Origin of the sequence: Kribbella sp. CA-245084, from assembly GCF_050942355.1 — a bacterium.
In the GTDB taxonomy this organism is placed as follows: domain Bacteria; phylum Actinomycetota; class Actinomycetes; order Propionibacteriales; family Kribbellaceae; genus Kribbella.
Window position 1 is genome coordinate 8835006 of the sequence record NZ_CP192053.1, and the last position, 20051, is coordinate 8855056.

At 68.2% G+C, this 20051-nt stretch carries 21 protein-coding genes; 8 read left to right on the plus strand and 13 right to left on the minus strand.

What is annotated here, in order from left to right:
• Positions 1 to 6: 6 nt before the first annotated feature.
• Together ACQPYH_RS42470 and ACQPYH_RS42475 are read right to left on the minus strand one after the other, a co-directional pair.
• Positions 7 to 1164, minus strand: a complete 1158-nt coding sequence (locus ACQPYH_RS42470) for an alpha-amylase family protein (RefSeq protein WP_432883772.1) — start codon at positions 1162 to 1164, stop codon at positions 7 to 9.
• Entirely contained in the window at positions 1154 to 2152 is a 999-nt protein-coding gene (locus ACQPYH_RS42475; RefSeq protein WP_432883773.1) for an FUSC family protein, read from the minus strand. Before ACQPYH_RS42475 ends, ACQPYH_RS42470 begins: the two co-directional genes overlap by 11 nt.
• A gap of 49 nt (positions 2153 to 2201) precedes the next feature.
• On the opposite strand from ACQPYH_RS42475, the gene ACQPYH_RS42480 reads away from it, so the two are divergent.
• Positions 2202 to 2624, plus strand: a complete 423-nt coding sequence (locus ACQPYH_RS42480; protein ID WP_432883776.1) for a MarR family winged helix-turn-helix transcriptional regulator — start codon at positions 2202 to 2204, stop codon at positions 2622 to 2624.
• Here the strand turns inward: ACQPYH_RS42480 and ACQPYH_RS42485 are convergent.
• On the minus strand, positions 2606 to 3232 hold the full coding sequence (locus ACQPYH_RS42485) for a TrmH family RNA methyltransferase (protein ID WP_432894647.1): 627 nt from the start codon (positions 3230 to 3232) through the stop codon (positions 2606 to 2608). The two genes, ACQPYH_RS42480 and ACQPYH_RS42485, sit on opposite strands and share 19 nt — an antisense overlap.
• Positions 3233 to 3292: 60 nt before the next feature.
• Here ACQPYH_RS42485 and ACQPYH_RS42490 point away from each other — a divergent pair, with 60 nt between their 5' ends.
• Positions 3293 to 3994, plus strand: coding sequence for a DedA family protein (locus ACQPYH_RS42490; protein WP_432883779.1), 702 nt, complete (start codon positions 3293 to 3295; stop codon positions 3992 to 3994).
• Between the two features lie 3 nt (positions 3995 to 3997).
• Here ACQPYH_RS42490 and ACQPYH_RS42495 read toward each other — a convergent pair whose 3' ends face one another.
• From ACQPYH_RS42495 to ACQPYH_RS42520, 6 genes are all read right to left on the minus strand, one after another.
• Entirely contained in the window at positions 3998 to 4408 is a 411-nt protein-coding gene (locus ACQPYH_RS42495; RefSeq protein ID WP_432883782.1) for a hypothetical protein, read from the minus strand.
• A gap of 91 nt (positions 4409 to 4499) precedes the next feature.
• Positions 4500 to 7481: a BTAD domain-containing putative transcriptional regulator gene (locus ACQPYH_RS42500; RefSeq protein WP_432883785.1), complete on the minus strand. Its 2982-nt coding sequence runs from the start codon at positions 7479 to 7481 to the stop codon at positions 4500 to 4502.
• A 215-nt stretch (positions 7482 to 7696) separates the two neighbouring features.
• Positions 7697 to 8554 (minus strand): LemA family protein, encoded by an 858-nt coding sequence (locus ACQPYH_RS42505; protein ID WP_130442601.1) that lies wholly within the window; start codon positions 8552 to 8554, stop codon positions 7697 to 7699.
• Between the two features lie 64 nt (positions 8555 to 8618).
• Complete coding sequence (locus ACQPYH_RS42510; protein WP_432883788.1) at positions 8619 to 9320, minus strand: DUF3137 domain-containing protein; 702 nt, start codon at positions 9318 to 9320, stop codon at positions 8619 to 8621.
• Positions 9320 to 9865 carry an orotate phosphoribosyltransferase gene (gene pyrE / locus ACQPYH_RS42515; protein ID WP_432883790.1) on the minus strand — a complete coding sequence of 182 codons (546 nt, stop codon included), beginning with the start codon at positions 9863 to 9865 and terminating at the stop codon, positions 9320 to 9322. The genes ACQPYH_RS42510 and pyrE overlap by 1 nt, the downstream gene beginning before the upstream one ends.
• 28 nt (positions 9866 to 9893) lie before the next feature.
• Positions 9894 to 10511 carry a class E sortase gene (locus ACQPYH_RS42520; RefSeq protein ID WP_432883792.1) on the minus strand — a complete coding sequence of 206 codons (618 nt, stop codon included), beginning with the start codon at positions 10509 to 10511 and terminating at the stop codon, positions 9894 to 9896.
• Between the two features lie 84 nt (positions 10512 to 10595).
• On the opposite strand from ACQPYH_RS42520, the gene tdh reads away from it, so the two are divergent.
• Together tdh and ACQPYH_RS42530 are read left to right on the plus strand one after the other, a co-directional pair.
• Complete coding sequence (gene tdh / locus ACQPYH_RS42525; protein ID WP_432883795.1) at positions 10596 to 11645, plus strand: L-threonine 3-dehydrogenase; 1050 nt, start codon at positions 10596 to 10598, stop codon at positions 11643 to 11645.
• Entirely contained in the window at positions 11645 to 12829 is a 1185-nt protein-coding gene (locus ACQPYH_RS42530) for a glycine C-acetyltransferase (RefSeq protein ID WP_432883796.1), read from the plus strand. Before tdh ends, ACQPYH_RS42530 begins: the two co-directional genes overlap by 1 nt.
• Here ACQPYH_RS42530 and ACQPYH_RS42535 read toward each other — a convergent pair.
• Complete coding sequence (locus ACQPYH_RS42535) at positions 12798 to 13667, minus strand: hypothetical protein (RefSeq protein ID WP_432883798.1); 870 nt, start codon at positions 13665 to 13667, stop codon at positions 12798 to 12800. The genes ACQPYH_RS42530 and ACQPYH_RS42535 overlap by 32 nt on opposite strands.
• Positions 13668 to 13823: 156 nt before the next feature.
• On the opposite strand from ACQPYH_RS42535, the gene ACQPYH_RS42540 reads away from it, so the two are divergent.
• On the plus strand, positions 13824 to 14909 hold the full coding sequence (locus tag ACQPYH_RS42540) for a winged helix DNA-binding domain-containing protein (protein ID WP_432883800.1): 1086 nt from the start codon (positions 13824 to 13826) through the stop codon (positions 14907 to 14909).
• A 62-nt stretch (positions 14910 to 14971) separates the two neighbouring features.
• Entirely contained in the window at positions 14972 to 15796 is an 825-nt protein-coding gene (locus ACQPYH_RS42545) for an aldo/keto reductase (RefSeq protein ID WP_432883803.1), read from the plus strand.
• Here the strand turns inward: ACQPYH_RS42545 and ACQPYH_RS42550 are convergent.
• Entirely contained in the window at positions 15793 to 16692 is a 900-nt protein-coding gene (locus ACQPYH_RS42550) for a LysR substrate-binding domain-containing protein (protein ID WP_432883804.1), read from the minus strand. The two genes, ACQPYH_RS42545 and ACQPYH_RS42550, sit on opposite strands and share 4 nt — an antisense overlap.
• Positions 16693 to 16999: 307 nt before the next feature.
• On the opposite strand from ACQPYH_RS42550, the gene ACQPYH_RS42555 reads away from it, so the two are divergent.
• Positions 17000 to 17899, plus strand: a complete 900-nt coding sequence (locus ACQPYH_RS42555) for a LysR family transcriptional regulator (protein ID WP_432883806.1) — start codon at positions 17000 to 17002, stop codon at positions 17897 to 17899.
• 9 nt (positions 17900 to 17908) lie between these two features.
• Here the strand turns inward: ACQPYH_RS42555 and ACQPYH_RS42560 are convergent, their stop codons facing one another.
• A complete protein-coding gene (locus ACQPYH_RS42560) occupies positions 17909 to 18580 on the minus strand; it encodes an NAD(P)-dependent oxidoreductase (RefSeq protein WP_432883807.1) in 672 nt (223 codons plus the stop codon).
• Between the two features lie 81 nt (positions 18581 to 18661).
• On the opposite strand from ACQPYH_RS42560, the gene ACQPYH_RS42565 reads away from it, so the two are divergent.
• Positions 18662 to 19306 carry a TetR/AcrR family transcriptional regulator gene (locus ACQPYH_RS42565; RefSeq protein WP_432883810.1) on the plus strand — a complete coding sequence of 215 codons (645 nt, stop codon included), beginning with the start codon at positions 18662 to 18664 and terminating at the stop codon, positions 19304 to 19306.
• Here ACQPYH_RS42565 and ACQPYH_RS42570 read toward each other — a convergent pair.
• Entirely contained in the window at positions 19257 to 20024 is a 768-nt protein-coding gene (locus tag ACQPYH_RS42570; RefSeq protein WP_432883813.1) for an SDR family NAD(P)-dependent oxidoreductase, read from the minus strand. The genes ACQPYH_RS42565 and ACQPYH_RS42570 overlap by 50 nt on opposite strands.
• Positions 20025 to 20051 lie beyond the last annotated feature (27 nt).

Here is a 20051-nt window from a genome sequence, read left to right on the forward strand (position 1 = left end):
CGCACGTTACGGATGTGTCAAGAATTTCCAGCTGTGCGGCGGGACGACGACCGCATCCTCGACCGGGAACTCAGCGTCCGAGTCCGAGACATTGAGCAGGAGCAGCACCCATTCGTCGCCGTGGCGAGCGCGCAGGGCGATGGTCTGATTGGTCACGTGCTCGACCGTCGTCCGGGCGCGGGTGAGCCAGGAGTGACGTCGCCGCAGGCCGATCAGCTCCTGGTGCAACCGGTATGTCGGCCAGCCGTCCGGCGCGAGCCCACCGGGCGTGTCCGGAAAAGCAGGCCGAATCGCGTCGTCACCACCGACGCGGTCCTCTTTCAGCCCGCGGAACGCCTGCTCATCCCCCGAATAGATGCTCGGTACGCCGCCGACCGTGAACAGGATCGCCAGCGCGTGCCCGAGACGCCGCTCGTCCTCGAGGCGGGTCGCGAGCCGCGTCACGTCATGATTGCCGACGAACGTCTGCGGGACGAACGTGTCGAGCAGCGCGTTGTGCCGGCCCAGCGCGTACGAGAGCTCGAAGAAGTTGCCGTCGTTCAGTGAACTCCAGATCGCCTTCCACAGTTCGTACTGCGTGACCGAGTCGAGCCCGCTCTTCTCGACGTACCCGGCGTAGTCCCCGTGGATCACCTCGCCGAAGTACCAGGCGTCCCGGTCTCGCGGCAGGACGGCGCGCCAGAATTCGGGCGGCACGGCGTACGCGACATCGAGGCGCCACGCGTTCACGCCGCGGTCGAGCCAATGGCGGAGTACGTCGCCGACGTACTCCGCGACGGCGGGGTTGCTGTGATCGAGGGCGACCAGGTGCTCGTGGCCCTCGAAGGTTGCGCCGTCGCTGCGGAACCACTCCGGGTGGTCGAAGCTGCGAGCAACGTGGTTGAAGACGCCGTCGAGGGCGATCCGAAGACCGCGGTCGTGCGCCTTGGCGACCAAGCGGTCGAAGTCGGCATCGTCGCCCAGGCGAGGGTCGATGCGGAAATGATCGATCGTGTCGTAGCCGTGCGTCTCGGAGGCGAAGATCGGACCGAGTAGGAGTCCGTTGCAGCCCAGCTCGATGGCGTAGTCGAGCCAGTTCTCCAAGTGCGCCAGGCGGGCGCCGGTCCGATCGGCTGTGAAGCCGAGAGGGTAGATCTGCCACCAGATCGCGTGGTCAGCCCACATGTCTTCTCCTCAACAGCAAAGTAGGAACGATCGCGATCAGGCAGCCGATCACGGTGTCGATGAGCCGGTACCCGACGGTCGAGAGCTCAGGCGTACGGCCGAGGTCCATCAGCAGGACTACCAGCGGGGTCATGACGGTGGCATAAGCAGCGTAGTTGCGTTCCTTCAGCAACGGCCGCAATCCGGCAAGGACACTGACGACCGCCACGATCACCCCTGACGGCGGCACCCACAGGATGAGCACGCCACCGAGCAGTACGCCGGCACAGGTCCCGGCGCAGCGTTGTGTTGCCCGAAGCAACGATCCGCCACGGCGTCGTACAACGATCACCACTGCCAGCGCGATCCAGTACCCCTTCTCCTGATGCCATAGCTGGCCTATCACCTCCGCCACAGCAAGCGCGGGAACCAACTGCACGGCGTACCGCCAGCCGTCGAACTGCCGCAGCTTCCCGCGCCACCGCCGCCACAACTGCCGGTACGTCGGCCGCGCGGCCTCGGGTCCAGCGGACGAGAACGCCAACCCCAGCACGATCGCCCACGCGACCCCGAGCGCGAACCAGCGAGCCACCTCCCACGGATCCGCCGTACCCAGCCCGGTCGCCATCACGAGAAATGTGACGAACCGCGTCGTCGCGTCAGCCATCCACCGGCTGAACCCACCGACCACGGCGGCCACCGCCGCCAACCCCACCACGCCGGCCGCGCCACCCCATCCCCGCCCACCCAGCCACACCCCGACCAACGCGGCGACCGTCACAACCGTCCCAAGACCACTTTGTGCACCGGCCAACCACAAGAACCGCCCTCGAATGGTTGGTGCGCGCCCAAGGTGGGGCATGGTCAGGGCGCCGAGTGCTGCGAAGGAGGCGTGGGCGAGGTGATCGGTGGTGACGCCGTACGTGATGGGAGCGGCCATCGCAAGAGCTGCGGTGACCAACTGGGCCGGAACGACAGGTGTGTCCCGCGACCAGTGGATTACACTCATAGTAAGCTGAGCTTAGCATTGCCAAGCGTCAATAGGAGAAGGATAGTAAGTGGAAGCTTATGACACAGCAGTCGCGCTCCGGCGGACCAGCACTCGGCTGGCCCTGCGGCTGCGGGCTGAGCGGACCGGTGACGGCCTCGGCAGTACGGGCGTTGCCGTGCTCGGCCAGCTGCATCGGCGGGGAGCGCTGACGGCGAGCGAGATCGCAGCATCCGAGCGCGTGCAGCCACAGTCGTTGACGCGGGTGCTGGCGAGCCTCGAGGAGCAAGACCTCATCAAAAGGGAGCAGGACGCCCAGGACCGCCGCCGGCACACGATCGAGCTGACGGACGACGGTCGGCAACTGCTCCGCGAACATATGAAGAGCTCCGACGACTGGCTCGCCGAAGCCATCGAAACCCGGCTCAACCCGACCGAGCGCGCAGTACTTCAGCTGGCCGCGGGGATCCTGGATCAGCTGCTCGACGGCTGACCGAAGGTGTGGCGGCGGATCCATGCGTGCATGGCGATCGCGGCTGCTGCGCTGGCGTTGATGGAGCGAGTCGAGCCGAACTGTGCGATCGAGAGAACGGCTGTGCAGATCGCATGGGCATCATCGGTCAGCCCGGGACCTTCTTGACCGAAGAGCAGGACGCATTCGCGCGGTAGGTCGTACGTCTCCAGCGGGACCGAGCCGGGCAGGTTGTCGATGCCGATGACAGGCAGCCCGTGCGAGGCGGCGTACGACGCCAGGTCCGCGAGGGTCGGCTGGTGGCGGACGTGCTGGTACCGGTCGGTGACCATCGCGCCGCGGCGGTTCCATTTGCGGTTGCCGACGATGTGGACCTCCGCCGCGAGGAAAGCGTTCGCCGTCCTGACGACCGAGCCGATGTTCAGGTCGTGCTGCCAGTTCTCGATCGCGACGTGGAACGGGTTCCGCTGCCTGTCCAGGTCCTCGACGATCGCCTCGAGCTTCCAGTACCGGTATTTGTCGACGACGTTGCGCCGATCGCCCTCGGCGAGCAGCTCCGGATCCAGGCGCGGGTCGTCCGGCCGATCGCCCACCCACGGGCCGACGCCGACCTCGCTCGGCCCGACCATGTCCGCGCCCCGGAGGTCGCTGCTCAGCTCATGCACAGGTCGGGACGCTACCCTGTCCGCGTGCTTCCTCTTGTCGCGATGCTGATGCCCAACTGGATGGACCCGGAGTACCTCCTGAACTGGATGGGTAACTGGGCCCTCTGGGGCACGCTGATTGTGGTGTTCATCGAGTGCGGGGTGCTGTTCCCGATCCTGCCCGGTGACTCACTGCTGTTCGCGGTCGGCCTGTTCATCGCGCGCGGCACCATCGACGTACCGCTGTGGCTGGCCTGCGTGCTGCTGACCGTGGCCGCGTTCCTCGGCAACGTGTCCGGCTACTACATCGGCCGATTCCTGGGTACGTCGCTGTTCCGCAATCCGAACGCCCGGATCCTGAAACCGAAGTACATCGAGCAGACGCACGAGTTCTTCGATCGCTACGGTCCGCGGGCGCTGGTGATGGCCCGCTTCGTGCCGATCGTCCGCACGTTCGTCACGATCGTCGCGGGCGCCGGCAAGATGGATGCCCGCAAGTTCTTCGTCTGGACCGCGGTCGGCGCGGTGCTCTGGGCGCCGACGATCACCCTGCTGGGCCACGCGCTCGGCAACGTCGAGTTCATCCACAAGAACCTCGAGGCCGCGCTGGTCCTGCTCGTGCTGATCTCGCTGATCCCGATGCTCGTCGAGTACCTGCTCGCCAGACGCCGCAACCGCAACAACAAGTCCGACGGCCCGGGCGCCGCGAAGCACGCCGCGCCGAAGCACGCCGTACCGAACGACTGACGGTCAGTGCCCGAAGGGAAAGTGCGGGTCCGACCAGACGAAGTCGGTGCTGAGTAGCAAGAGGTCAGCGACTTCGACCGGTCCGGCGAGCAGTGGGCCGACCACCTGGCCGGAGCCGAGTGAGCAGGCCACTCGGATCCGGTCTGCCGCCTGGTACCAGACCAGCGCCCCCCGTGGCGCCGCCCCTTCACGGAGCAGGTCGTGGTGATTGAGCCAACCGACCGCATCAGCCGCATCGTGCCAACCGCTGTCGTGCGCATAGCCGAACGCCATCCGCTGGAACTTCAGCGGCCAGTCCTTCCAGGCCGCCGATCCGAGCCGTTCCAGCTGCCAGTTCAGCGCCGCCTCGTTGTCCCGCGGGTTCACCACCCGCGGGACGTTCGGGCGCTCCACGGCAACCTCCCCCCAGGCCATAGGTTCTCCCCCGATTCCCCCGAAAACCTCGGCCTGTGCCGTGGCATGGTCAGATCCTGTCCGACCGCGATACAGCCGCCGTACATTCGGCTCAGCCGGCCGCAACCCCTGTTTCAGACCCTGCGAGCAGCCGGCGACAGGCCGTGGCGGCGCCGTCGTTGCCCGCCTGCTGCCACACGCGCGCGGCGCGCTCGAGAGTACGGCGGGCGTTGTCGAGGCTGCCCGTGGACAGGTAAAGCTCACCGAGGTGCTGCGCCGCCTCGCCCTCGACACTGCGATCGCCGAGCCGGTGACCGATGTCGATCGCGTCCAGCAGCGTCTTCCGCGCCGCGGCAACCTCTCCGCGCTCCATCAACGCCTGCCCGAGCAGCGCCCGGGTGTACGCCGCACAGTGGTCGTCGCCCATCCCGTCGAAGATCGCCAACGCCTTACGCAGCTGCCGTACCGCCTCGTCGTGCCGTCCTTGATTGACGCGGAGCGCTGCGATGCGCCGTCGTACCTTGGCCTCCCGATGCGCGTCGGCCCGGCGTACGGCGATCAGGAACGCCTGCGCCAGCAGGCTTCGCGCGGTATCCAGGTCGCCGCGGACCAGGTACACGTTCGCCGCCGCGGTCCGCGCCAGAGCCTCGGCGTTCCCGTTGCCGTCCTCGACGAACGCCTCGATCGCCTTCTCGTACTGCGCGAGCCCCTCGTCACGCTGCCCGCGTTCGCGCAGCCAGGTGCCAAGTCCGACTGCTACCACGCCCTCGCCGAGCCGGTCGCCCACCTCGGCGAACACCTCCGCGGCCGCGTCGAAGTGCCGCCGCGCGTTGTCCCAGTCGTCCTGGTAGACGGCGAGCTGGCCGAGGTTGCGGTGCATGATCGCCTCGCCGTGCCGGTCGCCGCACTCGATCGCACTCAACAGACCCTGCTGATGCGAACCGTTCCAGTCGTCGAATCCGGCCCGCAGGTCGAGGTACGGCCCCCACGCCGCCGCGATCCGCCACGCGTGGTCGTGCAACCCGTTCTGCGCAGCGGCTCGGATCGCCGGCACGAACGTACTGCGTTCGCTGTCCAGCCACGCGATCGCGTCGGCCTCGGTGAACGGCGACGGGTCCGGCGCCGTCAGCGGCCCGGTGTGCTCGAGGACGCCGAAATACTCGAACGACAAGGCGTCGTTGGCGCGGCGGATCTTGTTCAGGATCGCCTCGACGACCGTCTCGACGTCCCGGACCGCCTGCGCCTTCTGCTCGTCGTCGCCGACCCCGAGCGCGTGCAGCCGCAGCAGATCGTGGACGCGATAACGCGCCGTACCGCGTTGGTCGACCGAGCTGATCCGGACCAGGTTGACCTCGATCAGCCGGTCCAGACTCCGCCGTACGGCGGCCGGCGACGCGACCGCCTCCAACGCACGGGCCGAGAAGACACCGACCGCGAAGTGGCCAATCAGCCTGTACAGCCGGGCCTCTTCCGGATTGAGCGCGTCGTAGCTCAGGTCCGCGCTGGTCCGTACGGCGAGCTCGCCGATGCTCAGCTCGTCCAGCCGTGACGTCTCGTCGCGCAACCGTCGCGCCAGCTCCCGCGCGCTCAGATCGGGCCGCTGCGCCAGCCGGCTGCCGACGATCCGGATCGCGAGCGGCAGGTTCGCGCACGCGGTCAGGATCTCCTCGGCTTCCGGAGAGGACGCGTCGATTCGCCCGGACCCAGCCACCGACGACAGCAGTACTGCGGCCTCGCGGTCGTCGAACGTGTCGAGCGGCATGCTGTCTGCCCCGGCCAGGTCCATCAGCCGGTTGCGACTCGTCACTACTACTGCGGACGCACCGGTGCCGGGCATCAGCGGCGTGACCTGACCGGCTGCGGCGACGTCGTCGAGGATGATCAGCACCCGCCGGCTTGCCAGCTCGGACCGGAGCATCGCGGACCGGCGCTCCGGATCGGTCGGGATCGCGAAGTCCGGGAGGTTGAGGCTGAGCAGCAGATCGGTAAGTGCGGCGGCCGGATCGCGCGGCTGAGTCGCGCCGTGCATGTCCAGGTAGATCTGCCCGTCCGGGAAGTACTCGCGGACCAGATGGCCGAGCCGAACGGCCAGTGAGGTCTTCCCAGTCCCCGGTGCGCCCGAGATGACGGCGATCGGCGGCCGGACCGGATCACGACCGCAGACCAGGTCCCGCAGCTGCTCGAGATGGCCCTGCCGCCCACTGAAGTCAGCCAGGTCGAGCGGCAGCTGGCTCGGCGGCCGGACCGGGTCGGTCAGCTCAGGCGCGGCCATCGGTCCGGGTTGTGCGGTCGGCTCGGGGCGTTCCGCCGTACGGTCTGCTGGGATGCCTGGGTTGGGCCAGTTGGCCGAGCGGCCGTTCTCGGCGCGCGCGCCGGCAGCCTCCAGCTCCGGACCGGGCTTGATGTCGAGCTCGTCGGCGAGCGTCTGCACCGCCTTCTGGTACGCCGCACGCGCCTCTCCGACCCGGCCGGCCGCGACAAGCGCGTCGACCAGGCGTCGCCAGAGCTGCTCGTCGTACGGGTCGTCCGTCAGACGGGCGCTGAGCAGCACAGCCGCGCCACTCGCGTCGCCGTACTCGAGCCGCAGGTCCAAGAGGTTGTCGACGAGTCCGCGGTGCTGCGCCTCCAGGCGGGCGATCGAGCCCTCCCATGCCGCGGGCATCGGCAGATCGTCGAGCGGACGGCCGCGCCAGAGCGAGTACGCACGGGACAGGACCTGCATCGCCTGCCGACCGTCGCCGGCGTCCCGCAGGTGGCCGCCCTCGGCCAGCAGCGACTCGAACAGGCTGGCGTCGAGCTCGTCGACGCCCACCTCGATGCTGTAGCCCGCGGCCGAGGTGTCGATCGGCGCAGGCAGTCCGGCGTCCTGCAGCACGCCACGCAGCGCGCGGACATACGTCCGGATGTTCGCAGTGGCCGACCGCGGCGGACTGCTCTCCCAGAGCGCGTCAGCGATCAGATCGGTCGAGACGAACCGGTTCGGGTGGAGCAGCAGGGTCGCGAGCAGCTGGCGCGGTTTGGCGGCCTTCAGCGGCTGGCCCTGGACGTGGACGAGCCGCAGAGGTCCGAGGATCGCGTACCTCAGACTGTCCACTCGTCCGACCTCTCCACTCTTGAACCGGCTTATCGTGTCATCCGGCCGGACCATGCGGAAGCCCGATGTACGCCGGATGTATCTCGCTGCGGCACTGTTGACTCAGGTACCGGGGGGAGGGCAGGCCCGGTGTGGCGACTTGACCGCCGTCACTCCGGGTCTGGCACTGGGAGAGAGTCCGGGGTCGGGGGTCCTGGGCTACGGGGATCCGGTGCCTACTGGCCACCGGTGAATGGCGGCTGACCGTCCTGTGGAGCGGGGGAACCCGCAGGCGGCCCGCCCACCGGTGGCTCTCCCTGTCCCTGGTACTGCCCGGGCGGCGGGTACTGGCCCGGCTGGCCCTGGTACGGCGGCTGCGCCGGAGGCTGCTGGTAGCCGCCCGGGATCGGCTGCGGCGGCGACTGGTAGTTGCCCTGGTCACCCGGCATCTGCGGGTGGATCTGCCCCGACGACGGCGCGCCCGGCTGCATCTGCGGCGGCGCCTGCTCACCGGCGACCGACCCGATCGTGCCGAACGAGACCTGCGGTACGGCGCGGACCTGCTCGTCCTTGACCTCGAAGTACCCGGCCTTCTCGAACTTGAAGCCGCCCGCGATCAGGTTCGACGGGAACGCCTCGATCCGGGTGTTGTAGTCGCCGACGTTCGCGTTGTAGAACCGGCGGCCGGCCGCGATCCGGTCCTCGGTGTCGGTCAGCTCGCGCTGCAGGCCGAGGAAGTTCTGGTTCGACTGCAGCTGCGGGTAGGCCTCGACCGAGATCATCATCTGACGCAGCGCGCCCGACAGCTGACCCTCCGCCGCGGCCCGCTGCTCCGGGGTCGCGCCCTGCACGTTCACCGCCTGGGTGCGCAGCCGGGCGACCTCCTCGAACACGTGCCGCTCGTGCGCCGCGTACGCCCGGACGGTCTCGACCAGGTTCGGGATCAGGTCGTACCGGCGGTGCAGCTCGACGTCGATCTGCCGCCAGGACTCCTGGATCAGGTTCCGTTGCTTGACGAACCGGTTGTACGACGTGATCAGCATGATCGCCAGAATGACGATCACCGCAACGATCACGATGATGACCCAAACCATGACGAGCTCCCGAGGGTTGGCAGTGCTGCCTGCGACTCTACGGGTCCTCGGGTCCGCGTAGGTGTTACTGAACGCGGGGGTCGATCCCCGCGTAGTCGCGCCAGACGTACGGTGGGACGTTCTCGATCACCTGCTGGAGCAGACCGAGGCGGTTCATCAGCTGGTTCGGGTCGTGGTCGCCCCTGCCCCAGCCGACCAGCGAGTTCCCCTCGGTGCGCCAGCCGATCTCACCGCGGGCGAGCAGCAGCTCCATCATCCGCGGGGTGACCACAGCGTGCCCGAACCGCTCGTCGGTCGCTTTGACCCGGAACCGCCGGTTGAACTGCTCGCTCTCGAACTGGATGTCGCGGAAGCCGAACGCGTTCGCCACTGCGCCGCCGAAGATCCCCTCGTGCGTCACCTCGAGATGCGGCAGGGCTCCCGGGAGCTGCATCACGACCACGGCGTATCGGTGCGTCGTGGTCCGACGCTGACCCCGCCCGTTGGTCGTGTGGGTCTGGTAGCTGTAGTCGAAGGCAACCATCGGGTGCCCGTTGTACGGACCGGACAGCACGTTCTTGACGCGGTAGTTGTCGCCGGTCTGGAACGGCGTACCCGACCACTGGCCGGCCAGCGACGGATTCGACGGCACGTACGACCAGCCCTGCTGGGCCGCGAGACCCGAGAACTGTTCGCGACGCTTCTTCGCCCGGTAGTAGTTGAAGTAGACGAGACCGACACCGACGACGACAGCCACCAGCACGAGCAGGATGGTGCTGCTCTGCATCAGCTGACCCCCAGGTCGTCGAGTCCGAACACGGTCCGGTACTCCAGGCCTTCCGCCTCGACCCGCTCCTGCGCGCCGGTCGACCGATCCACGATCACCGCAACCGCGACGACCTCGGCACCCGCCTCACGCAACGCCTCGACCGCCGTCAGCACCGATCCGCCGGTCGTCGAGGTGTCCTCGACCGCGAGCACCCGCCGGCCCTTCACGTCCGGCCCTTCGATCCGCCGCTGCAGACCGTGCGTTTTCTCTGCCTTCCGTACGACGAACGCGTCGAGCGTCCTGCCCTGCTGAGCAGCGGCGTGCAGCATCGACATCGCGACCGGGTCGGCCCCGAGCGTGAGCCCGCCGACCGCGTCGTACTCCAGGTCCTTGGTCAGCTCGAGCATCGCCGGACCGATCAGCGGCGCCGCGGCCGCGTCCAACGTGATCCGCCGCAGGTCGACGTAGTAGTCGGCTTCCTTCCCCGAAGCCAACGTCACCCGCCCATGCACGATCGCCTTGCTCTTGACCTGCTCCAGCAACCCGTCCCGGTCGTAGCTCATAGGCGCTGAGCTTAGAACACAGGTCAGTTCAGGACTTCTTGCTGACCTTGACCAGGTGCCCGAAGGCTACAGAACGGTCTGGGGAGTGGAAGAGGTCCTGGCAGGTGGTAAGGGTGATGATCGAGGTGGTCGGGGTGTCGCGCTTGCCGGGGACCGGGTCCAGTACCCAGGTGTCGGTCGGCTTGACGGTCAGGTCGCGGGGAGAGCCGTCGAGTTCATAGGTGTAGACGGCGTCCTGGGTTTCGACGACGATCTGGTCGCCCTTCTGCAGTTCGAGGAGCTTGCGGAACGGCGAGCCGTGCGTGACGCGGTGCCCGGCGATCGCGAAGTTGCCGGGCTGGCCCGGCAGTTGGGTCTGTGGATAGTGCCCGATCCCGCGCGCCAGGTCGTCCGCGTCGACGCCTTCGACGACCGGCTTCTGCCAGTCGGTGCCGAATCGCGGGATCCGCAGCAGCACGAACGGCTTCCCGGTCGACGGCTTCACAACCGCAGGAGCCTTCCACTGATTGCGCAGCGAGTCCTCCGCCTTACCCATCTGGTGGTTCGAGCTGATGCCGGTACCGAAGTACTGCCAGCCGACCCACCCGAGCAGCCCCACACCCACCACGAGGAACACGATTCCGAGTCCCCTGACTACTCCCCGCATAGGCTCAAGTATGCAGTGGAGCTGTAAAGGCTGTGCACGACGTGTCGATGGACGGGGATGGTTGCCCGGGACGACGATGTGGGCATGAAGGCGCTCGTGAAGGCTGAGGCCAAGCCCGGTCTGTGGTTGCAGGATGTTCCGGAGCCGAAGATCGAGGCGGACGAGGTCCTGATCAAGGTCCTCCGTACCGGTCTGTGCGGCACCGATCTGCACATCCAGAACTGGGACCCGTGGGCGCAGAAGAACGTGCCGGTGCCGATGGTGACCGGACACGAGTTCTGCGGTGAGGTGGTCGAGATCGGCGTCGGCGTCCGCGATGTCGCGGTCGGCGACCTGGTCAGCGGCGAGGGCCACCTGGTCTGCGGCCGCTGCCGCAACTGCCGGGCCGGCCGGCGCCACCTGTGCATCAAGACGCGCGGGCTCGGCGTCCACGTGCCGGGCGCGTTCGCGGAGTACGTCGCTCTGCCGGCGACCAACGCGTGGGTACACAAGGACCCGGTGGACCTCGACGTCGCCGCGATCTTCGACCCGTTCGGCAACGCCGTACACACTGCCCTGTCGTTCCCGCTGGTCGGTGAGGACGTGCTGATCACCGGCGCCGGCCCGATCGGTGTGATGGCTGCCGCGGTCGCGTTGCACGCCGGTGCACGGAACGTGGTGATCACGGACCTCTCGGAGTACCGCCTCGACCTCGCTCGGAAGATCGGCGTCACCCGTGCGGTGAACGTCGGCGAGGAGACGATCGCGGAGGCGCAGCAGAGCCTCGGCATGCGCGAAGGATTCGATGTCGGCATGGAGATGTCCGGCCAGCCCGCCGCCCTGCGCGACATGCTCGCGAACATGACGCACGGCGGGAAGGTCGCGATGCTCGGCCTGCCGTCGGACGAGATCGCGATCGACTGGGGCACGGTCGTGCTCAACATGCTGACGATCAAGGGCATCTACGGCCGGGAGATGTTCGAGACCTGGTACTCGATGTCGGTGATGCTCGAGCGCGGGCTGGACCTGACGCCGGTGATCACCCACCGGTTCGGGTACGGCGACTTCGAGCGCGCGTTCGACGTGGCGCGCGCGGGGCAGTGCGGCAAGGTGATCATGGACTGGACGACTGAGTCTCTGGAGGAGAAGCACTGATGTTCGGACGGATGCGGGACGACCTGACGGCGACCATCGGCGAGATCCGGGACGCCGGGCTGTACAAGTCCGAGCGGGTGATCACCTCACCGCAGCAGTCCCTGATTTCGGTTGCGTCAGGCAACGAAGTACTGAACTTCTGTGCGAACAACTACCTCGGGCTGTCCGACCACCCGGAGGTTGTCGCCGCGGCCAAGGAGGCCCTCGACCGGTGGGGGTTCGGGCTGTCGTCGGTACGCTTCATCTGCGGCACCCAACAGATCCACAAAGACCTGGAAGGTGCCCTGAGCAAGTTCCTCGGCACTGAGGACACCATCCTGTACAGCTCCTGCTTCGACGCGAACGGCGGACTCTTCGAGACCCTGCTCGGCGCCGAGGACGCGATCATCTCCGACGAGCTCAACCACGCCAGCATCATCGACGGCGTACGGCTCTCGAAGGCCAAGCGCTACCGGTACAAGAACCGCGACATGGCCGACCTCGAGGCGCAGCTCAAGGACGCCGCCGACGCCCGGTACCGGCTGATCGCGACCGACGGCGTGTTCTCGATGGACGGGTACGTCGCCCCGCTCGACGAGATCTGCGACCTGGCCGAACGGTACGACGCGCTCGTCATGGTCGACGACTCGCACGCGGTCGGCTTCGTCGGGTCGGACGGCGCCGGTACGCCGTCGCTGTTCGGCGTGAAGGACCGCGTCGACATCGTCACGGGCACGCTGGGCAAGGCCCTCGGCGGCGCCTCCGGCGGTTACGTCTCCGCCCGCCGCGAGATCGTCGAGCTCCTCCGGCAGCGCTCCCGCCCGTACCTGTTCTCGAACTCCCTGGCCCCGTCGGTCACCGCCGCGTCCCTGAAGGCCCTGGAACTCATCGGCTCCTCCAGCGCCCTGCGCGACAAGCTGGGCGCCAACACCCAGCTCTTCCGCACGAAGATGACCGAGGCAGGCTTCAACGTCCTCCCCGGCGACCACCCGATCTCCCCCGTCATGATCGGCGACGCCGCCGAAGCCGGCCGCCTGGCCGACAAACTCCTCGACCTCGGCATCTATGTCATCGGCTTCTCGTACCCCGTCGTACCGCAGGGCAAGGCCCGCATCCGGGTCCAGCTCTCGGCGGCGCACTCCACCGCGGACGTCGAACGCGCCATCGCCGCCTTCATCGAGGCCCGGGCGGCGCTGGCGGGGTAGCCGCCTCCGGACGCGGCTGTCCGAGGGCTTGTTCGAGCCGCGCGGAGACCGCGTCCAGGTCCTGTGGCATCGTGATCGCCGTGGCGGAGGCCAGCAGGTTCTCGATGTCGTCGCGGGCTGCCCGGACGGCGTCGCGGAGGGTACGGGCCCGGGTGCCGGCGGCTTCGTCGGGCGCCGACTGTTCGAGTGCGGTGAGCTTGTCCTCGGCCGTGACGACCCGGCCGGACTCGACGTTCCACGCGCCGGCGGCCTGCGCCGGCGAAGGCTGCCGGCGGAGTTCGGGGACGAGCACGCGGGCGAACCACGCCACCTCGTCCTCACCGGACGCGAGGCCGTCGCGCCAGGCCCGACGACGGCGCGACCTGACGATCAGCGGTATCCCCACGGCGAGCGCGACCACGATCGCCCCCAGCACCCACCACAGCCAGGTGGGCGTCCCGTCGGTCTCGGCCGCGGTGGGCTGTGTCGAGGAGGTGGTCGCCGCGGACGGCCCGACCGACGCTGTCCGGGTCGCCGTGGTGGTCTCGGTCTCCGTGGCCCTCCTGGTCTCCGTGGCCCTGGTCGTCTCGGTCTCGGTAGCCCTGGTCGTCTCTGTCTTCGTCGCCCTGGTGGTCTCGGTCTCCGTCTGCGTCTTGGTCGTTCTGGAGGTCTCCGGCTCGGTTGGCGCGGACGTCGTTGCGGCCGGCTTCTCCGAGCGTTCGGGCGTACGGGTCGCGCTCGGGAGTGTCGCGGTCACCGAGGCCGGCGTCCGCGTCGACGAGCCGGACGGCCGCTCACCGGACCCGCCACAGGACACAAGCAGGAACGCCGCCAGCACCAGACCAACCACTCGCCTCATCAGTGGCCACCCCATCCCCTCCGGCTCGATGGTGCGCAGCTCGGGCTCTCATGACGAAGATCCCACCTCCGGCGCCGGGCCCGACTCATCCCGGCGGGGCGATATTCGGACGGCCCGCTGCCCCACTTTGTCGGTCCGCGCAGGCAGGATGTGGGCATGTCGGTTCTGAATGCGAGGGCGGTCAACAGGGCAACGCTGGCCAGGCAGCTGCTGCTCGAGCGGGCGAACGTCCCGGCGGTTGACGTGGTTGGGCGGTTAGTGGGGATGCAGGGGCAGGAGGCCAAGCATCCGTACGTCGGGTTGTGGACCCGGATCGACGGGTTCGAGGAGGCCCAGCTGGATCAGGCCGTCACATCGCGGGACGTGGTGCGGGCGACGATGTTCCGGGGGACGTTGCATCTGGTGACGGCGGCGGACTACCTGCGGTTCCGGGTGACGGTGGCGCCGGTGCTCGAGGCCGGGTTGCGGGTGCTCGGGGATCGTGGCGCGGGGCTGGAGCCGGACAAAGTCGTCGCGGCGGCGGAGAAGTTGCTGGCGAAGGAGCCGCTCACCTTCACCGAGGTGCGGGACGCGTTGCAGGAGCAGTTCCCGGAGGTGAACGAGCGGGCGCTCGGGTTCTGCACGCGGATGCTCGTGCCGCTGGTGATGTATCCCGCGGATGTGCGGTGGTCCTGGACGGCGAACTCACGCTTCACGCCGGCCGAGGAGTGGATCGGGAAGAAGCTGCACAAACGCGCCGAGCCGGCCGAATTGGTCACGCGATACCTGCAAGCCTTCGGACCGGCCACGCCCGCTGACTTCCAGACCTGGTCCGGGTTGCAGAAGGCCAGGCCGTTGTTCGACGAGCTCGAGCTGGAGACGTTCACCGACGAGGCGGGCAAGACGTTGTTCGACGTACCGGACGGACCGCGGCCCGATGAGGACACTCCGGCGCCGGTGCGGTTCCTGCCGGAGTTCGACAACGTGCTGCTCTCGCACGCGAAACGGGAGCGGATCATCGCCGACGAGCACAAGCCGCACGTCTTCACGAAGAACCTTCGCGTCAAGGCGACGTACCTCGTCGACGGGCTGGTGGCCGGGCTGTGGACGGCCGAGAAGAAGCGTGGTGTGGCCACTCTCACGCTCACGCCGTTCGGCAAGCTGTTGAAGAAGACGCAGACCGAGCTGGAGCGTGAGGGCAGCGCCCTGATCCGTTTCCTGGAGCCGGATGCGAAGACCCACGAAGTGGTTACTACCGGTTAATGAGGTTGTTGTCACACGTCGGATGACTGGGCCAGAAACCCTTTGCCGGGTGGAATGGGCAGATGAGCACAGTCCCCTCCATCACTCTGGACAACGGCGTCGAGATCCCGCAGCTGGGCCTGGGGGTCTGGCAGGTCGAGGACGAGATCGTCGCCGACGTGGTGACCCGCGCGTTCGAGACCGGCTACCGGCACATCGACACCGCCGCGGCGTACCGCAACGAAGCCGGCGTCGGGCGAGCCATCGCCGCGTCCGGCCTGCCCCGTGACGAACTGTTCATCACCACCAAGCTGCAGAACAGCGACCAGGGCTACGACTCCACGCTGGCGGCGTTCGACAAGAGCATCGACCAGCTCGGCCTCGAGTACGTCGACCTGTACCTGATCCACTGGCAATGCCTGAAGCAGGACAAGTACGTCGACACCTGGAAGGCGTTCGAGCAGCTGTACGCCGACAAGCGGATCCGCGCGATCGGCGTCTCGAACTTCCACGAGCCCGCGCTGCGGCGGATCTTCGAGGAGACCACGATCCGCCCGGCGGTGAACCAGATCGAGCTGCACCCGGCGCTGCCGCAGGACGAGCTGCGCGCGTTCAACGCCGAGAACGACATCGTCACCGAGTCGTGGAGCCCGCTGGCCTCCGGCGAGCTGATCGACGACCCGGCGCTGAAGACGATCGGCGCGAAGTACGGCAAGTCGGCGGCCCAGGTGATGATCCGCTGGCACCTTCAGCTCGGCAACGTGGTGATCCCGAAGTCCAAGACCGCCGGCCGGATCAAGGAGAACTTCGAGGTCTTCGACTTCCGCCTCGACAACGACGACATGGCAACGATCGCCGACCTCGAAACCGGCGTCCGCACCGGCGGCGACCCGGACGTGTTCGGCTAAAGGCCCTCAATCAGCTCGAGGAAACGCGCCAGTACGGGCGAACGGTTGTCCGGCGACCAGGCTACGGAGAGTGGCCAGGGTGGTAGGTCGTCGGACAACTCGCGGTAGACCACGGCGTCCGGGTTGGTCGGCGGGGTCGGGCTGATCAGCAGGGAGACCCCGAGACCGGCCGCGACCAGCGCAATGATCGTCTGCACGTCGGCGGCCTGCTGGATCCGCGGGGTGAATCCGGCCGCCCGGCAGAAGCCGATGATTGTGTCGTGCACGACGGGCCCACTCGGCCGCGAGTAGAACACGAACGGCTCGTCCGCGAGCTCCGCCAGCCGCAGCCGCTTCCGCCGAGCCAACCGATGCCGCGCCGGCAGCACCGCCACCAGCGAATCCTCGGCGACCACCCGGGACGCCAGTCCCGGCGCCAACCGCACCACCGCCGTCGCGTCGGCCGGCGCCGTCGGGCGCAGCAGCCCCACGTCGATGCGCCCGTCCCGCAGGGCCTCGGTCTGCCGAAGTGTCGTCCACGACTCGAGATCGAGCACAACCTCGGGATACGCCTGCCGGAACGCGCCGAGGATCTGGGGCAGCGGCTCGAAGGTTGCCGACTGCACGAATCGCAGCCGCAGCGCCCCGAGCTCACCGCGTTGCGTCCGCTGCGCCGCGCGGACCGCTTCTTCCGACCGGCGCAGCAGGTCCTGAGCCTCGGCCAGGAACGTCTCACCCGCAGCCGTCATGACGAACCGCCGCTTCACCCGGGCGAACAGCTCTACGCCGAGATCGCGCTCGAGCGCCGCGATCTGCCGGCTGAGCGACGGCTGGGTCAGGTGCAGCCGCGTCGCCGCGCGCCCGACGTTCATCTCCTCGGCCACCACCACGAACGACCTCAGCTGCCGTAGCTCCATGACCCCAATCATGCACCAGACACATCAACTCTGCGCAGAACTTTCATTGGACGTATCAAGGCCCTGGTTCCTACTGTCGAAGAGTCGAAAGGAACCACCGTGCAATACATCCCGTTCTCGATGATCAAGTCGATCCACGAACAGACCCACTCCGCCAGGCCGGATGCACCGATCCGGCCATATGTACCGAGACGCCACCCGATCCGCGACGCCTTCCGGCGCTGGCGGGAACGTCGTACGCCGACTCCGCAGCCTGTGGAGCTGACCCTCATCGCATCCCCAACCGTCGCATGCGAAGCTGAGGTCCGTGATCGAGGTACGACGCCTGCGGGTGTTGCGCGCGCTTGCTGACCACGGGACTGTGACCGCGGCGGCCGAGGTGCTGCATCTGACGCCCTCGGCCGTCTCGCAACAACTGGCGGCCCTGGAGTCAGAGGTCGGCCAGGAACTGCTCGAACGCCGCGGCCGCCGGGTCGCGATCACCTCCGCCGGCCGCCTGCTCCTCGAACACACCGACACGATCCTCGCCGAGGTCGAACGCGCCGAGGACGCGATGCGCCTGCACGCGAACGGCGCCAACGGCGAGGTCCGCATCGTCGCGTTCGCCACCGCGATCACGCTGCTCGTCGCACCGGCCCTCCCCCGGTTGCGCGAGACCACGCCCGGCCTCGATCTCGTCGTACGCGATGCCGAAGGCCACCAAGGCATCACCCACCTGCTCGACGGCGACGCCGACCTCGCGATCGCTGTCGAGCACCGCGGTTCACCCCGCCCCGACGACCGGCGCCTGGTCCGGATCCCCTTGTACGCCGAGCCTTTCGTCGCCGTCCTGCCGCCGACGCACCCGGCCGCGGACCAGGACACGATCGAACTCGCGATGCTTGCGAACGACGACTGGGTGATGACCGCGCCGGGTAACCCGATCCGCGACGTCGTCGTCCTCGCCTGCGAGCAGGCCGGATTCCAGCCGCGGATCGTTCACCAGTCCGACGACTTCCGCGCCGTCGCCGCCCTCGTCGCGGCGGGCGGCGGCGTCTCGCTCGTCCCGCGCCTCGCCGTACCGGAGCCGACACTCGCGCTGATCCGCCCGCTCCCCGACCCCGTGCCGACCCGCCGCGTATACGCCGCCGTCCGCGCGAGCCGCGCCGATCACCCGCTGATCACCGCCACCCTCGCCGTCCTGACCGAGGTCGCCGAGAAGCTGTAGCCAGCTGAGTCAGTTGGCGATCACGACCGTCTTCCGGATCAGGTCGGCGTTGTCGACCGCGTTGAGCAGGTACGCCGCGACATCCGCTCGCGTCATCGAGAATCCACCGCGCACAGTCCCTTCCGTGTTGCTGCGGAAGGTCCCCTTCGCAGCGCCGTTGGTCAGCCGCGGCGGACACGCGATGGTCCAATCCAGCTCACTAGCCCCGACGACGGCCTCCATCCGGCGTGCGTCCGCGAACGATTCCCGCAGGATCCGTTGCAGGATCGGCTTCACGACGTACTTCGTGAACGGGTCGTCGCCTGTGCTGTGAATACCCGCCACACTGACCACGAGGAACCGCCGTACCCCGCTCTCGCCCATCGCCTGCAGGATGCTCTGCGCACCGTCGGTGAGGACTGTGCTCAAACCTGACGGACGGGGCCCCAGTGCGGAGAGCACAGCGTCGTGTCCCTCGAGGATCGGCGCCATCGCCCGCGGATCCATCACGTCGGCGGTCACGAGGTCGACCAGTCCGCCGGTGACGCCGGCCCGCGCGGCGACCAGCCGGAGCTCGGGTAGTGCCACCTGAAGACTCGATCCTTCGCGGACGACCGCCGTGACCGTGTGCCCGGCCGCCACGCCTTGGCGCACCAGCTCGGTCCCGATCCGGCCGGACGCCCCGAACACCACCAGCTTCATCGTCAACCCCTCCAGGTTAGTAAACACTCACTCGCCATGGTTAGTGAACACTCACCAACCTGTCAAGATAGGCTGCCGACCATGGGGACGAGAGACGACATCCTGGACGCGGCCGCGGAGGTGCTGCGGACGCAGGGATTCGCGCGGGCCACGACCAAATCGATCGCCCAGGTCGCCGGGTACTCCGAAGCCGCGCTGTACAAGCACTTCGCGGACAAGGCCGCGATCCTGCTCGCCGTTATGCACGAGCGGATGCCCACTCTCCCCGGTTCACTCAAGGAGCTGATCGGCAGCCCGGGCTCGGCGACGGTCCACGCCAACCTGATCCGACTGGCCGGGATCGCCATCGACTTCTACGTCGAGGGTTTCCCGATCCTGGTGTCACTGTTCTCGTCCCAGGACCTTCTAACCGCACATCGCCGGCGTCTGCAGGAATTGGACGCCGGGCCCCACAAAGCGCAGGAAGGCCTGGTCCGCTACCTGCAGGAAGAGCAAAAGCTAGGCCGCGTCCGCCGTACCGCCGATGTCGAAGCCGCGGCCGCACTGCTGCTCGGCGCCTGCTTCCAGCGCGGCTTCGAGGTCAACTTCACCGGCCGCACGCCGTCCGTCGAGGAGCACAACGCGTACGCCGGCGCGCTCGGTAGGACGGTCTACGAATCCCTGCGGCCGAATCCGCTCAAGCGCGGCGTCGGCCGTCCAGGCCCACGGTCGAGACCCGCGCGATGAGCGCCCGCGGGATGAAGCGGGTCCCGGCGACGATCAGCTTGTAGCGACGGCTGGGGATCGAGATCGCCTTGCCGCGCATCAGGTCCTTCCAGGCCGCGTCAACCAGATCAGCCGCGTCCAGCCACATGAACGACGGGATCAGCGACTTGTCCATCCCCATCCGCTCGTGGAACTCGGTGTGCACGAACCCCGGGCACAACGCCATCACCGCGACGCCCTTCGCGTGCAGCTCGAGCGCGAGCCCGGCCGAGAAGTTCGTCACCCAGGCCTTGTGCGCGCTGTAGACGTTGCGCTGCAGGAATCCGGCCACCGACGACACGTTGATCACCGCGCCCGAGCCGCGCTCGATCATCGGCAGCACGGCCGCGTGCGTGAGCCGCAGTACGACGCGAACGAGCAGATCCAGCTGCTTCTCCTCGACGTCGACCGGGTTCGCCCAGAACGGCTTCTTCTGCCCGAAGCCCGCGTTGTTCACCAGCACCTCGATCGGACCGGTGCGGAACCGCTCCTCCACCCGGGCCAGATCGTCGGCGTCGGTCAGGTCGGCGGCCAGCACCTCGCACTCGACCCCGTGCAGCCGGGTGATGTCGGTGGCGACCTCCTTGAGCTTGGCCTCGTCCCGCGACACCAGCACCAGGTCGTAGCCCTCCAGCGCCAGCTTGTCCGCGAACGCACGGCCGATCCCGGTCGCCGGCCCGGTGACAAGCGCAGTCGGCATGTTCTCCGTCCTCCCTCACGGGACACT